Consider the following 15131-nt stretch of genomic DNA (forward strand, 5'->3'; position numbering starts at 1 on the left):
TATCAGTCAATCGCAGCAAGCTTCGCAATACTCAGCTGTAACCACTTGATGCCATGACGCTTGAAATTAACCTGCGCCCTTGCATCAGCATCTACACCCTCTAAACCAGTCACGCGTCCTTCACCGAACTTCGTATGAAAGACATTCTGCCCAATGGTGAATGGGTAATTTCCACGAGGTGGGGAAGCTAGCCTTTTCACTTCCATAGAAGCTGAGCCAACTCGCTTCGCTGGTCTTTGGCGCTCAGAGCCTGAATCAAAAAAGTCATTCGACTCATATTCGCGTTGACGGGTATAACCATCTTGCCAAGTAGATCCTGATCTTGAGTTTCCGCCGCCCCAGCGTGCATCTCTTGCTTTGGGAGTAAGCCATTTCAATGAATCGGATGGAAGCTCCTCTAGGAAACGAGAAGGCATGTTGTAACGCACTTGGCCATGCAGCATCCGCGATTGAGTATGCGAGAGATAAAGCCGTTCCTTAGCCCGCGTGATCGCCACATACATCAAGCGACGCTCCTCCTCTAAGCCGTTTTGCTCATTCACACTGTTCTCATGCGGAAATAAACCTTCCTCAAGGCCGGTAATAAATACCGAGGTGAACTCTAAGCCTTTGGCTGAGTGCACTGTCATCAGCTGGACGGCATCTTGCCCCGCTTGGGCTTGATTGTCACCAGCCTCTAATGAAGCATGGGATAAAAAGGCTGCCAAAGGTGAAACTTCGACAACACCTGGAGCATTCTCACCTGGCAACATCGCAGCGGCGGTATCCTGACCATAGCCTTCCTCGGCAATAAATGCAGTGGCTGCGTTAATCAATTCTTGTAAGTTCTCGACGCGATCCTGTCCTTCGCGCTCAGAGAGGTAGTGTTGAATCAAGCCACTATTCTGAATTACAAATTCGACCGTTTCCGGCAAAGTGTTGTGACGCGTAGCTTCACGCATATGATCTACTAAACGCACAAATCCACTAAGTGCAGCGCCGGCTTTGCCCTCCAAAGTAGAGGCAGCTAAATATAAAGAGCATTGTTGCGCTCTGGCGGCATCTTGCAAGGCCTCAATTGATCTTGCTCCAATTCCACGGGTTGGAAAATTCACCACTCGAGAGAACGAAGTGTCGTCATTTGGATTCTCGAGCAAGCGTAGGTAAGCGAGTGCATGTTTAATTTCAGCACGTTCGAAGAAGCGCAAACCGCCATACACACGATACGGAATACCCGCAGAAAATAATGCGTGCTCAATAATGCGTGACTGTGCATTGCTGCGATAGAGTAAAGCTACTTCAGTGCGCTTGATGCCACTATTGACTAAAGCCTTGATCTCGTCCACCAGCCAAGCTGCCTCGGCATGATCACTAGGCGCCTCATAAATACGGACTGGCTCGCCATGACCAGCATCGGTTCGCAGGTTTTTACCAAGGCGCTCGGAGTTATTCGCAATGAGGTGATTAGCTGTATCTAGAATATGGCCGTGTGAGCGATAGTTCTGCTCTAACTTCACCATCAATGGGTGGTATTGCTTTTCATAGAGACGCATATTTTCAACATCGGCGCCACGGAATGCATAAATACTTTGATCATCATCGCCCACCGCAAAAACGGAACTACTACCCATGCCACTGACATTGATGCGACTTACGTCATGACCAGACAATAATTTAAGCCATGCATACTGCAAGGCGTTGGTATCTTGAAACTCATCAATCAAAATATGACGGAAGCGCTCTTGATAGTGAGTCCGAATCGCTTCGCTATGCTTGAGTAATTCATAGCTGCGCAATAAGAGTTCAGCAAAATCCACCACGCCTTCGCGTTGGCATTGTTCATCATAAGCCGCATACAGTTGCGCCATCTTGGCTTGGAAGTCATCGCCAAGCGCTAAATCTTTTGCGCGTTGACCGCGCTCCTTGGCGTGGGCAATAAAGTATTGCAACTGCTTTGCAGGATATTTTTCATCATCGACTTTTAAACCCTTCAACAGGCGCTTAATTGCCGATAGTTGATCTTGGGTATCTAAGATTTGGAAAGTCGACGGTAAACCCGCTTCCTTGTGATGAGCGCGCAATAAACGATTACAAAGACCATGAAAGGTACCAATCCACATCCCCCGCGTATTGATTGGCAGCATGGCACTGAGACGAAGCATCATCTCTTTGGCGGCCTTATTGGTGAAGGTCACCGCAAGGACGCCAATAGGGGATACCTGGCCGGTCTGAATCAACCAGGCTATACGGGTGGTGAGGACGCGGGTCTTGCCGCTCCCTGCCCCAGCCAAAATCAAGGCTGATTGGGCTTGGCCATTTTCGTGGACGGGCGGGAGGGTCACTGCCTCGCGCTGTTCTGGATTGAGGTTCGCGAGCAAGTCTGAGTACATCAGCCCAATTATAATTTGCCTCTTATGCCAAATGCCTCAAATACCCCTAATTCACCAGCGGCCAGCTCAGCGGACGAGCTCGCCAAATCCTACGAACCCGCCCCGATAGAGGCCTACTGGGGTCCAGAGTGGGAACGCCGAGGTATCGCCGACTCCACCATGGATGAGGGTAAGAGGGACTTTGCTATTCAGCTGCCACCGCCTAATGTGACCGGCACCCTGCATATGGGTCATGCATTCAATCAAACCATCATGGATGGCCTGGTACGTCATGCTCGTATGACAGGCAAAAATACCTTATGGGTACCTGGCACCGATCACGCCGGTATTGCGACTCAAATTGTTGTGGAGCGTCAACTCGATGCGCAAAAAGTGTCTCGCCACGATTTGGGCCGTGACAAGTTTTTAGAAAAAGTATGGGAGTGGAAAGAAACTTCCGGCAACACGATTACCCGTCAAATTCGTCGCCTAGGCGCTTCGATTGATTGGAGCAAAGAATATTTCACGATGGACAGCAAGATGTCCAAGGCAGTTGTCGAAGTCTTTGTCCGCCTACATGAACAAGGTTTGATTTACCGCGGTAAACGCTTGGTGAACTGGGATCCTGTTTTGGGTACGGCAGTTTCTGATTTAGAAGTAGTGAGTGAAGAAGAAGATGGATCAATGTGGCACATCCGCTATCCATTGACCGATGGCTCTGGCCACCTCACTGTTGCCACTACCCGCCCAGAAACCTTATTAGGCGACGTTGCTGTCATGGTGAACCCAGAAGACGAGCGCTACAAACACCTCATCGGCAAGTCGGTAAATTTACCTTTGTGCGATCGCCAGATCCCCGTGATTGCTGATGACTATGTTGATTTGAACTTTGGCACAGGCGTTGTGAAGGTAACTCCTGCGCATGACTTTAATGACTATGCAGTGGGTCAACGTCATCAACTACCCATGATCAACATCCTCACTTTAGATGCCAAGATTAATGAGAATGCTCCAGCTGCCTATCAAGGCATGGAAAGATTCACTGCACGTAAGCAAGTAGTTTCTGATTTAGAGGCTGCTGGTTTATTGGATAAAGTTCAGCCACATAAATTAATGGTGCCACGCGGTGATCGCACTCAAACCATTATTGAACCCATGCTCACTGACCAATGGTTTGTGGCGATGTCCAAACCTAGTCCAGATAATAAATATCAACCTGGCTCATCGATTGCAGGCGCAGCATTAGATGCTGTAACCAAGGGTGATATCAAACTCGTTCCAGAAAACTGGATCAATACCTATACTCAGTGGTTGGAGAATATTCAAGACTGGTGCATCTCCCGTCAACTCTGGTGGGGCCATCAAATCCCCGCTTGGTATGGCGATGATGGACAAATTTTTGTAGGGCGCTCTGAGGAAGAGGCTAAAACGAAAGCCGCTGCCGCTGGTTACACCGGCAAACTCAACCGTGACCCTGACGTTCTAGATACTTGGTTCAGCTCTGCGCTCGTACCATTTAGCTCTTTAGGCTGGCCTGAAGAAACGCCTGCCTTAAATCACTTCTTACCTTCATCTGTTTTGGTGACTGGCTTTGACATCATCTTCTTCTGGGTAGCACGCATGGTGATGATGACCTGCCACTTCACTGGAAAAGTACCATTCCACACTGTCTATGTGCATGGCCTAGTGCGCGATGCTGAAGGTCAGAAGATGAGCAAGTCCAAAGGCAACACTTTGGACCCAATCGATTTGATTGATGGCATCAAGATTGAGGAGTTGGTAGGCAAGAGAACTACCGGCCTCATGAATCCAAAACAAGCCGAGAGTATTAGCAAGAAAACAAAGAAAGAGTTTCCGGATGGTATTCCTGCGTTTGGAACTGATGCACTGCGCTTTACTTTTGCCTCTTTAGCTTCGCTGGGTCGCAATATTAATTTTGATCAAAAGCGTTGTGAAGGCTATCGTAATTTTTGCAACAAGCTTTGGAATGCCACTCGCTTTGTGCTCATGAATTGCTCTGGTGGCGATGAAGACAATGGCTTTGCGCCTTGTGATCATCAGTGCGGCCCTCATGGCTATTTGGATTTTTCGCCGGCTGATCGTTGGATAGTTTCTCAACTACAAAGGGCTGAAGCCGAGGTAGCTAAAGGCTTTGAAGCTTATCGCTTTGACAATATTGCCAGCAGCATTTACCAATTTGTTTGGGATGAGTATTGCGATTGGTATCTCGAGCTTGCTAAGGTGCAATTACAGACCGGTACGCCAGCACAGCAACGTGCCACTCGCCGTACCCTCTTGCGTGTCCTGGAAACCATTTTACGCATGGCACATCCTTTAATTCCATTCATTACCGAAACACTTTGGCAGACTGTTGGCCCTAAATCTGGAAAAGCTTTAGCACAGCAAGAAAAACAAACCATTGCGCTCCAACCTTATCCTGTTGCTCAGCCTGAAAAGATTGATGAGAAGAGTGAAGCCTGGGTTGCGCAGATCAAAGCAATCGTGGATGCCTGCAGAAATCTTCGTGGCGAGATGCAGGTTCCTCCCGGTCAAAAGGTGCCGCTCTGGATCTGCGGTCCAAAAGAGTTTCTGGAAAAAGCGACCCCTTATCTCATGGCGCTTGCTAAATTAACTGAGGTCAAAATCTACAGCGATGAATCTGCTTTAGAAAAAGATGCTCCAGGCGCGCCAATTGCCTTGGTGGGCGATATCAAGCTCTTACTCAAGATTGAAGTGGATGTTGGCGCCGAAAGAATCCGTCTAGGCAAGGAAATTGAGCGCTTAGCCATTGAAATCAATAAAGCCAAGGGCAAATTAACCAATGAAAGCTTTGTGGCACGCGCCCCAGCCGAGGTTGTTGCCCAAGAAAAGCAGCGTCTTGCAGGGTTTGAGCAAAATCATGAGAAGCTTGTTGCACAATTAGAGCGTCTTAAATAAAAACGGTAAGAACGGACCACCCATGTCAATCCATTTCGGCTCCAAAAAAGTAACTAAGGCTGTATTTCCTGTTGCGGGATTTGGTACGCGCTTTTTGCCCGCCACTAAAGCCAGCCCAAAAGAAATGCTCAATGTGGTGGACAAGCCGCTGATTCAGTACGCGGTAGATGAGGCTGTTGCGGCCGGTATTACAGAGCTCATTTTCGTGACGGGCCGTAGCAAACGCGCTATTGAAGATCACTTTGACAAAGCTTATGAATTAGAGGCGGCGCTAGAAGCCAAAGATAAACAGGATCTACTCCGATTGGTTCGTAGCGTTAAACCCGATAATGTTGACTGCATCTACATTAGACAAGCTGAACCATTGGGCTTGGGTCATGCGGTTTTATGTGCCGCCAGAGTAGTTGGTGATGAACCATTTGCAGTGATATTGGCCGACGACCTTTTGGATGGTCAGCCACCAGTACTTTCACAAATGCTCAAAGTATATGAAGAGCAAGAAGGATCGGTATTGGCTGTAGAAAAAATCGACCCCACCAAAAGTAGCTCATATGGAATTGTCTCGGGGGATGAGGTTAGCAAAGGTATTTATCGCCTCAATGGCATTGTCGAGAAACCGAAGCCAATAGATGCGCCTTCTGACCTGGCGGTAGTTGGGCGCTATGTGCTCTCAGCAAAGATTTTTGATCACATTCGTAATGTGAAGCCTGGCGCCGGCGGAGAAATTCAACTCACCGATGCCATTGCTGCATTACTAAAAGAAGAGCCTGTATTCGCTTACGAATATGATGGCGTTCGCTATGACTGCGGTAGTAAGTTGGGCTACCTCAAAGCTTCTGTAGATTTTGCTCTACGGCACAAAGAAGTTGGCGAAGAATTCGCTGAGTATTTAAGAGGCTGGTCTTTAAAGTAACCCTCCGAGGCTAGATATGCAAAAGGCAGAGATGAGTCTCTGCCTTTTTGTTTAGTCCCCTACCAAGAAGTATGAACGCCAGACTATTTCTTACCTACGCTTCATAAAGAAAACCAGTACATCACCTTCCGTAGTGCTTGCAAGCAACTCATTTCCAGTTTGCTTGGCAAATGCAGGGAAGTCATGAGCGGCGCCCGCATCGGTTGCCTTAATCTTTAAGACTTCACCTGACTGCATCGTTGCCAATGCTTTTTTAGTACGCAAGATAGGCAATGGGCAGTTCATACCAATCGCATCTACCTCTGCATTAAAAGCAATATTCACTGGCTCACTCATTTGCTTGCTATCCAGTCTTTAACGCCACTTAAGGCCACACCCAACTTGCTAGGATCAGTTCCGCCGGCCATTGCCATTTCCGGTTTGCCGCCACCTTTACCGCCCACTTGTTGGGCAACAAAGTTCACGAGATCGCCTGCCTTTACTTTGCCAATCGAATCAGCAGTCACACCAGCAATCAAACTCACCTTGTCGCCCTGGACCGAAGCCAACACAATAGCAGCGGTTTTCAGCTTTGCCTTAAGAGCATCCATTGTTTCGCGCAATACCCCTGCATCGGCGCCATCAAGTCGTGCAGCAAGGACTTTGATGCCATTCACATCAATGGCTTGACCCGCCAACTCATCTCCCTGGCTTGCCGCTAACTTAGAGTTCACTTTTTCTAATTCGCGCTCCGCTTGACGCAGGCTTTCTTGAAGTTGCGTAACGCGATTAACCAAATCACCAGGATGGGTTTTGAGAATCGCCGCAGCTTCATTAATTTTGTCTTCTAAACCTTGCAAGAAATGCAGCGCGTTATTACCAGTAACAGCCTCAACACGGCGGATGCCGGCTGCAACACCGCCCTCCGAAACAATCTTCAAGCTACCGATATCACCAGTACGTCCTACGTGAGTACCGCCACAAAGTTCTTTAGAAGAACCTATCTCCAGTACTCGCACTTCTTCGCCGTACTTCTCGCCAAACAACATCATGGCTCCAGTCTTTTGCGCATCATCCAAAGACATGACTTTGCCTGAAGTGGCTGTGTTTTCCAGAATCTCTTGGTTTACGATATCTTCAATACGGCGAATTTGCTCAGCAGTAATAGGCGCATTGTGCGTAAAGTCAAAACGGGTCTTAGTGGCATCTACCAGTGACCCTTTTTGTTGCACATGATCTCCCAGTACTTCACGCAAGGCTTTGTGCAAGATATGAGTAGCACTATGGTTGCGCATCGTATCGGTTCTTTGCTGGGTATCTACTAGAGCATTGATCGCATCACCTACTTTGAGCTCACCCTCAAGCACTTCACCCTGATGACCAAATACATCAGCCTGAATCTTGAAGGTATCTTCCACTGCAAAACGAATACTTTCGTTGCGCAGCTCACCTTTGTCCCCTACTTGGCCACCAGATTCAGCATAAAAAGGGGTGTTATCCAAAACAATCACGGCCGCATCGCCCGCCTTCAGTGACGGAACGGCAGAACCATCCACATAAAGCGCAGTCACTTTGGCGCCATCATGCTTTAAGGTGTCATAACCATGAAACTGCGTAGATTGGCCCTTGTAATCTAGGCCCTGAGCCACCTTGAATTTGCCTGCGGCTCTTGCTTGATCGCGTTGCTTCTGCATCGCTATTTCAAAGCCATCTGCATCAACAGTGACACCACGTTCACGACAAACGTCAGCCGTTAAATCCAACGGGAATCCAAAAGTGTCATGTAAACGGAAAGCAGTTTCTCCGTCGACTACTTTTGCGCCGCCAGCTAAAGCACCATCCAAAATTTCCATGCCATTGGCAATCGTTTGGAAGAAGCGCTCTTCTTCTTGCTTAATAACTTCGCTGACTTTATCTTGTGCGGCGCGCAACTCCGGATAGGCTTCGCCCATCTCTTTAACGAGCGCAGGAACCAACTGATAGAAGAATGGTTTACGTGCACCTAACTTATAACCATGACGAATCGCGCGACGCGCAATGCGACGTAATACATAACCACGACCGGCATTACCTGGAATGACGCCATCGACCACTATAAAACTACATGCACGGATGTGGTCAGCAATGACCTTCAATGAAGGACTTTGTGCATCACAGTTTTCGCCACCCGCCGCATCAACCGCATCCTTAGAAGCCTTAAGGAGATTGACGAAAAGGTCGATCTCATAATTGGAGTGAACATGCTGCAAGACTGCTGCAATGCGCTCAAGACCCATGCCTGTATCAACACTAGGCTTAGGTAGCGGATGCATTACACCGGCCTCGTCACGGTTGTACTGCATGAAGACGTTATTCCAAATTTCGATGAAGCGATCACCATCTTCATCAGGACTTCCAGGAGGGCCGCCGGGAATATGCTCACCGTGATCGTAGAAAATTTCAGTACAAGGTCCACAAGGGCCCGTGTCACCCATCATCCAAAAATTATCCGATGCGTAACGCGCACCCTTGTTATCTCCAATGCGAATAATGCGATCGGCGGGCACACCGATTTGCTTATTCCAAATCTCATAAGCTTCGTCATCTTCAGCATAGACAGTGACTAGGAGTTTTTCTTTTGGCAACTTGAAAACTTGGGTCAATAAATCCCAGGCAAATTGAATAGCGTCCTTCTTGAAATAATCTCCAAAAGAGAAATTTCCCAGCATTTCAAAAAAGGTATGGTGACGCGCGGTGTATCCAACGTTATCCAAATCGTTGTGTTTTCCACCGGCCCGGATGCACTTCTGGGCAGTCGTCGCGCGGTTATAAGGGCGCTTATCAAAGCCCAAAAACACATCTTTGAACTGATTCATGCCTGCATTAGTAAATAGCAGGGTTGGGTCATCCCCTGGCACCACTGGGCTGGAAGGGACGATTTGGTGGCCTTTTTGGGCAAAGAAGTCCAGATAGGCCTGGCGAATTTGGGAGACTTTCATGGCAATAATTATCGCATTGGCACCTCTCTAGGGCAAACCCTAGACAAGATCCCCATATCCTGCCTTACAATCGCTCAACATCAATAAATCGACAAATAAGTCGGTAATTAAGGAGCGCAACTTGGAAATCCGCAATCAAAAAGATTTTGGGGCTGGCCTAATGTATATGGTCATTGGTCTCTTTTTCACCTTCATGGCTACCCAGTATCCAATGGGAACTGCCGCCAAAATGGGGCCTGGATACTTTCCCTTCTGGCTCGGCCTAGTAATGACAGCCTTGGGATTACTCATCCTAGTGAAGTCACTCAGCGCTAAAGCGGCGATTGAAAAAATCCCTCCTTTCAATTGGAAGGTTATTGGCCTCATTACTGGATCCGTCATTGCATACGGCATCCTCTTGCCAACGATGGGCTTTATCGTAGCCGTATTCGTTTTGGTATTTATGTCAGCCAGCGCAAGTCATGAATTTCATTGGAAAGGCACTTTAATCAATGCCACATTTCTGATTGTTTTCACTTACTCGGTATTCGTTATGGGTCTGAAATTACAGTTCCCATTACTGCCTTTCTTCTTACAATAACGAGCCGGGATACTAAAAAATGGATTTATTTGCTAACTTAGCCCTCGGTTTCGATACCGCGTTTACCTTACAAAATCTTCTTTACTGTCTGATCGGCTGTGTATTGGGAACTTTGATTGGTGTTTTGCCAGGTCTTGGCCCTATCGCGACTATCGCGATGTTGTTGCCAGCTACCTACGCCTTGCCTCCAATCGCTGCATTGATTATGTTGGCTGGTATTTACTACGGCTCACAGTACGGCGGTTCTACAACAGCGATTCTGTTGAACATCCCAGGAGAGACGTCCTCGGTGGTGACGGCGATCGATGGCTACCAAATGGCCAGAAATGGTCGAGCTGGTGTTGCATTGTTCACCGCCGGCATGGGCTCATTCTTTGCGGGTTGCGTAGCAACTTTAGTGTTGGCCGCATTTGCTGCACCACTCTCACAGTTGGCATTTAAGTTTGGTCCAGCTGAGTACTTCTCTCTGATGATCTTGGGCTTGATCGGTGCGGTTGTATTGGCATCCGGCTCTTTGATCAAAGCAATTGGCATGATCGTCTTGGGCCTTCTAATGGGCTTGATCGGTACTGATGTTAACTCTGGTGTTTCGCGCTATGCGTTTGATATTCCTGAGTTGAGCGATGGTATTGGCTTCGTTGCAGTTGCGATGGGTGTCTTTGGTTTCGCAGAGATCATGGGTAACCTTGAGAAAACTGATGAGGACGAAGGCTTCCTCAACAAAATGACCACGATGATTCCTACCAAGGAAGACGTCAAGCGCATGATTCCTTCCATCTTGCGCGGCACAACTATTGGTTCGATTCTAGGTATCCTACCGGGCGGTGGCGCAGCACTTGCTGCTTTTGGCGCTTACTCGGTTGAGAAAAAATCATCTAAGTACAGCCATGAGTTCGGTAAAGGCGCCATTGAAGGTGTTGCTGGTCCTGAATCAGCTAACAATGCTGCTGCTCAAACCTCATTCATTCCATTGTTAACTTTGGGTATCCCGCCAAACGCAGTGATGGCATTGATGGTTGGCGCGATGACTATTCACAACATTCAACCAGGTCCTCAGGTAATGACCAGTAACCCAGCCTTGTTCTGGGGTCTGATCGCTTCCATGTGGATTGGTAACGTCATGTTGATTCTCCTGAACTTGCCCTTGATTGGTATCTGGGTAAAGTTACTGAAGATTCCTTATCGCTTCATGTACCCAGCCATTCTGGTTTTCTGCTGTATCGGCGTCTATACCGTAAACAACACCGTGTTTGACGTATACGTGACCGCTGCCTTCGGCATCATTGGTTACCTCTTCTTCAAACTGGGTTGCGAACCGCCTCCATTGCTTTTGGGCTTCGTACTTGGACCAATGATGGAAGAGAACTTCCGTCGCGCGTTATTGTTATCTCGTGGCGATTTCACCACCTTCCTAACTCGTCCACTTTCCTTGGGATTGCTCATTGCATCAGCCCTCTTGGTGGTGATCGTGGCCCTGCCTGCGGTTAAGAAGACTCGCGAAGAGGCTTTCGTCGAAGACTGATAGTTTTACGCCTCACAGAAACGAGCCCGCAGCTGTTTGCGGGCTTTTTCTTTATGGGCTGGGGGTTTTCTCTACAATGTGGCTATGTCCCAAGATAGCAAACCTTCCAAAGCAAATACCGGCGCTGTAGCCGAACCGTCTAATTTCTTGCGCCAGATCATCGATCATGATTTGGCAAGTGGGGCTTTTGCACAGCGCACCAATTCAGCTGGGGAGCCTATCCCATCGATCATCACCCGCTTTCCACCAGAGCCTAATGGCTACTTACATATTGGTCACGCTAAAAGCATTTGCCTGAACTTTGGATTGGCTGCTGATTACAACAATCAAGCTGGGGGTGCGCGCTGCAATATGCGTCTAGATGACACCAACCCAGTTAAAGAGGATGTGGAATACGCCGACAGCATTTTGGATGCAGTGAAGTGGCTAGGTTTTGATTGGGGAACCCATCTTTATCACGCAAGCGACTACTTTGACAAACTCTATGAGTTTGCTGAAATTTTGATTCAGAATGGCAAAGCATATGTCGATAGCCAAAGTGCTGATGACATTCATACCAATCGAGGTAACTTTGGCCAAGCTGGAAAAAATAGCCCTTACCGCGATCGTAGCCCAGAAGAAAATCTCTCCTTATTTCGCGAAATGCGTGATGGGAAGTTCAAAGATGGTGAGCATGTACTGCGCCTGAAAATTGATATGGCGCACCCCAACATTGTGATGCGTGATCCCGTGGTTTACCGTATCCGCCATACCGATCACCACCGCACGGGGAGTAAATGGTGCATTTACCCTTTATATGACTTCACACATTGCATCTCTGACGCATTAGAGAATGTCTCTCACTCCATCTGCACGCTAGAGTTCGAGAACAATCGTCCTTTGTACGATTGGATTGTGAATTCATTAAAAGAATTGGGTGTCTTTAAAGACCCTGTGCCACATCAATATGAGTTCGCACGCCTCAACCTGACTTACACCATCACCAGTAAACGTAAGTTACTACAGCTTGTAGAAGAAAAGCATGTTGAGGGTTGGGATGACCCGCGGATGCCAACCATCGTAGGCATCCGTCGCCGTGGCTACACTCCTGAAAGTATTCGTTTGTTCTGCGAGCGCATTGGCGTCTCTAAAGCCGATAGCTGGATTGATATGAGCACCCTTGATCAAGCATTACGTGATGATCTTGAAGTTAGGGCTCCACGTGCTACTGCAGTGCTTAAGCCACTCAAGCTCGTCGTTGAAAACTTTGATGCCTCAGCAAAAGAAGTATGCTCTGCGCCGCGCCATCCCAATCATCCAGAATGGGGCAATCGTGAATTTCATTTCACACGCGAACTGTGGATTGAGGCAGATGACTTTATGAAAGAACCTATCAAGGGATTCTTCAGACTTTATCCACCGATTGGAGATCAGCCTGGTAGCCGAGTTCGCTTACGCCATGGCTTTGTAGTGGAATGCACTGGTTTTGAAACCGATGCACAAGGGAATATCACCCAAGTCAACGTGACACACTTTCCAGATAGCAAGAGCGGTACTGCTGGCTCCAATAACTACAAGGTCAAGGGCAATATTCACTGGATCAGCGCAGCTGAAGCGATTCCTGCAGAAGTGCGTCTATACGATCACCTGTTTAGCGACCCCCATCCTGATAGTGGTGACAAGAACTTCTTAGAATCGATCAATCCAAATTCAAAGCAAACAATTGCTGCTTACTTAGAACCCTGCATGAAAGATGCCAAAGCAGAAGATCAATTCCAGTTTGAGCGTCACGGCTACTTTGTTGCCGACAAGAATGACTCCAAACTTGGTAAGCCAGTATTCAACCGTACGGTTGGCCTCAAGGATTCTTGGAAATAGTTTTTAGAAAATGTCCTACGCTGGGATAGCGTAGCGGTGTTTTTAATTCTGGTAGGCGCTGATTGGTAACCCTGCGTGACTCGCGCATAAAGGACCAAAGCATCGGACTAACAATTTTTTGCAACTCGCCGCCAGGTAATCTAGCTGGTCTTTCCAGACCAAAAGCATCCGCCACTTCATCAAAGTAGTCACCCATTTTGGTCTCGCCACCATCACAGGCATTAATGATGCGCTGAGGCTTGCCATGGAAGACCGCTGCGCAGACTAGCCTCGCTAAATCATCGCTGTGAATATGATTCGAATAAGCATCCTCCTCCGGCAGTAATGCAGGCGTTTGCGCCTGAAGCCTCTCAATCGGTAAGCGGTCGGCTGCATAAATTCCGGGAACGCGCAGAATCGTCAAAGCCACTCCATGGGCAGGAGCCCATAAACGGAGAATCCTTTCAGCGTCTACCCTTCTTTGCGCACGCTCACTTTGGGGGTTTACTGGGGTAGCCTCACTCACCTTTCCACCCCTATGATCACCGTAAACACCGGTGGTGCTGATATAAATCAGGCGCCTGACGGCATTGGAGCCTTGGGCTAAAATTCGGAGAAGGTTGCGGGTTCGGCAATCACGATTTCCACCATTTTGCGGTGGCGCTAGATGAATGATGGTTTGAGCTAAACCGCTAAGGCGCCATAAAGACTCTGGATGATCCAGATTACCCAAAATAGGAGTCGCGCCAACCGCCCTCAACTCCTGAAAGCGATTTTGTTGAGAGGTAAGCGCAAAGACACGGTGACTTCGCGAAAGTTGTTTAGCTACCCGAAGACCAATGTCTCCGCAGCCAATAATCAGGATTGAAGGCTTACCAAAAGATTGCATAAGTAACATCGTAACGATTTATTGAAAGGAATGAGAGTGTCTTATCAGGTCACGCTCAAAACGAGCGGCAAACAATTTACCGTCAATCCAGATGAGAATCTCCTGGAGGCCGCTCTTCGTCAAGGCATCAACCTGCCCTATGGCTGCAAAAATGGTGCTTGTAGCTCTTGCAAAGGTAAAGTTTTAGAAGGTCAAGTCACTCATGGTCAGCATAGTGAAAGCGCCCTGAGCAAGGCCGATGAGACTGCGGGTGGCATTCTGTTTTGTTGCTCCCACCCCCAATCAGATTTGCTAATTGAGGCTCGTGAAGTCCAAGGAGCGGGCGATATTGCGATTCGCAAGGTGCCTTGCCGAGTCAACGCAATTACCAAACCCAGTGAGGATGTCGCCATTCTCAAGCTTCAACTACCTGCTGCAGAACGCTTTCAATTCTTGGCTGGGCAGTATTTGGAGTTTCTACTCAAAGATGGTCAACGCCGTGCTTACTCAATCGCCAACGCGCCTGAGCAAGAAGGTCCACTTGAGTTGCATATTCGTCATTTGCCAGGCGGCCTATTTACTGACTTTGTGTTTGGTGCCGTCACGCCCGCATTAAAAGAAAAAGATATTCTTCGTTTTGAAGGTCCCTTGGGTAGCTTTTTCTTAAGAGAAGATTCTAAGAAACCAATTATTTTTGTTGCAGCTGGCACGGGCTTTGCCCCAATCAAATCAATCATCGAACAAATGCGGGCGAAAAAGATTCATCGGCCCATTCATTTGTACTGGGGTGGCCGTCGCCCTAGTGATCTGTATTTAGATGATTTGTGCAAAGCCTGGGAAAAAGAAATTACTGACTTTAAATATATCCCCGTGATTTCAGATGCCTTAGCGGAAGATGAATGGCAGGGTCGCACTGGCTTTGTGCATCAGGCTGTGATGGCTGACCATCCTGATATGAAAGGTTTTCAGGTGTATGCCTGTGGCGCCCCAGTCATGGTCAATGCTGCCAGAAATGACTTCTCAGCCAAGTGTCAACTGCCTGAGGAAGAGTTCTTTGCTGATTCCTTTACCAGCGCTGCTGATTTAGCCACCGCATAAGTCTTGCGCCATAAAACGCATTCGGTTAGATAATAGAAACTTCATTTCACCCCGTCACTCTCACCCCTTAAA

The 15131-nt window shown here is 48.0% G+C and carries 10 protein-coding genes; 6 read left to right on the forward strand and 4 right to left on the reverse strand.

The window, feature by feature from the left end:
* Positions 1 to 2 precede the first annotated feature (2 nt).
* Positions 3 to 2369: a UvrD-helicase domain-containing protein gene (locus ICV90_RS08485; protein WP_215358490.1), complete on the reverse strand. Its 2367-nt coding sequence runs from the start codon at positions 2367 to 2369 to the stop codon at positions 3 to 5.
* 24 nt (positions 2370 to 2393) lie between these two features.
* Here ICV90_RS08485 and ICV90_RS08490 point away from each other — a divergent pair, with 24 nt between their 5' ends.
* A complete protein-coding gene (locus ICV90_RS08490) occupies positions 2394 to 5285 on the forward strand; it encodes a valine--tRNA ligase (RefSeq protein ID WP_215358492.1) in 2892 nt (963 codons plus the stop codon).
* A gap of 22 nt (positions 5286 to 5307) precedes the next feature.
* Positions 5308 to 6198 carry a UTP--glucose-1-phosphate uridylyltransferase GalU gene (galU, locus tag ICV90_RS08495; protein WP_215358494.1) on the forward strand — a complete coding sequence of 297 codons (891 nt, stop codon included), beginning with the start codon at positions 5308 to 5310 and terminating at the stop codon, positions 6196 to 6198.
* 90 nt (positions 6199 to 6288) lie between these two features.
* On the opposite strand, the gene ICV90_RS08500 is transcribed toward galU, so the two are convergent.
* Entirely contained in the window at positions 6289 to 6534 is a 246-nt protein-coding gene (locus ICV90_RS08500; protein WP_216860890.1) for a sulfurtransferase TusA family protein, read from the reverse strand.
* Positions 6531 to 9155: an alanine--tRNA ligase gene (gene alaS / locus ICV90_RS08505; RefSeq protein ID WP_215358496.1), complete on the reverse strand. Its 2625-nt coding sequence runs from the start codon at positions 9153 to 9155 to the stop codon at positions 6531 to 6533. The genes ICV90_RS08500 and alaS overlap by 4 nt, the downstream gene beginning before the upstream one ends.
* A gap of 121 nt (positions 9156 to 9276) precedes the next feature.
* Here alaS and ICV90_RS08510 point away from each other — a divergent pair, with 121 nt between their 5' ends.
* The 3 genes from ICV90_RS08510 (at position 9277) to ICV90_RS08520 (ending at position 13114) form a co-directional block, all read left to right on the forward strand.
* Positions 9277 to 9735: a tripartite tricarboxylate transporter TctB family protein gene (locus tag ICV90_RS08510; protein ID WP_215358498.1), complete on the forward strand. Its 459-nt coding sequence runs from the start codon at positions 9277 to 9279 to the stop codon at positions 9733 to 9735.
* Between the two features lie 19 nt (positions 9736 to 9754).
* Positions 9755 to 11257, forward strand: a complete 1503-nt coding sequence (locus tag ICV90_RS08515; protein WP_215358500.1) for a tripartite tricarboxylate transporter permease — start codon at positions 9755 to 9757, stop codon at positions 11255 to 11257.
* Positions 11258 to 11341: 84 nt separating this feature from the next.
* A complete protein-coding gene (locus tag ICV90_RS08520; protein ID WP_215358502.1) occupies positions 11342 to 13114 on the forward strand; it encodes a glutamine--tRNA ligase/YqeY domain fusion protein in 1773 nt (590 codons plus the stop codon).
* Here ICV90_RS08520 and ICV90_RS08525 read toward each other — a convergent pair.
* Entirely contained in the window at positions 13095 to 13991 is an 897-nt protein-coding gene (locus ICV90_RS08525; RefSeq protein ID WP_251367716.1) for an SDR family oxidoreductase, read from the reverse strand. The two genes, ICV90_RS08520 and ICV90_RS08525, sit on opposite strands and share 20 nt — an antisense overlap.
* A 27-nt stretch (positions 13992 to 14018) precedes the next feature.
* Between ICV90_RS08525 and ICV90_RS08530 the strand changes: the two genes are divergently transcribed.
* A complete protein-coding gene (locus tag ICV90_RS08530; RefSeq protein ID WP_215358504.1) occupies positions 14019 to 15059 on the forward strand; it encodes a CDP-6-deoxy-delta-3,4-glucoseen reductase in 1041 nt (346 codons plus the stop codon).
* Positions 15060 to 15131: the final 72 nt, after the last annotated feature.

The sequence above is a fragment of the Polynucleobacter sp. JS-JIR-II-b4 genome (assembly GCF_018687815.1).
GTDB lineage: Bacteria > Pseudomonadota > Gammaproteobacteria > Burkholderiales > Burkholderiaceae > Polynucleobacter.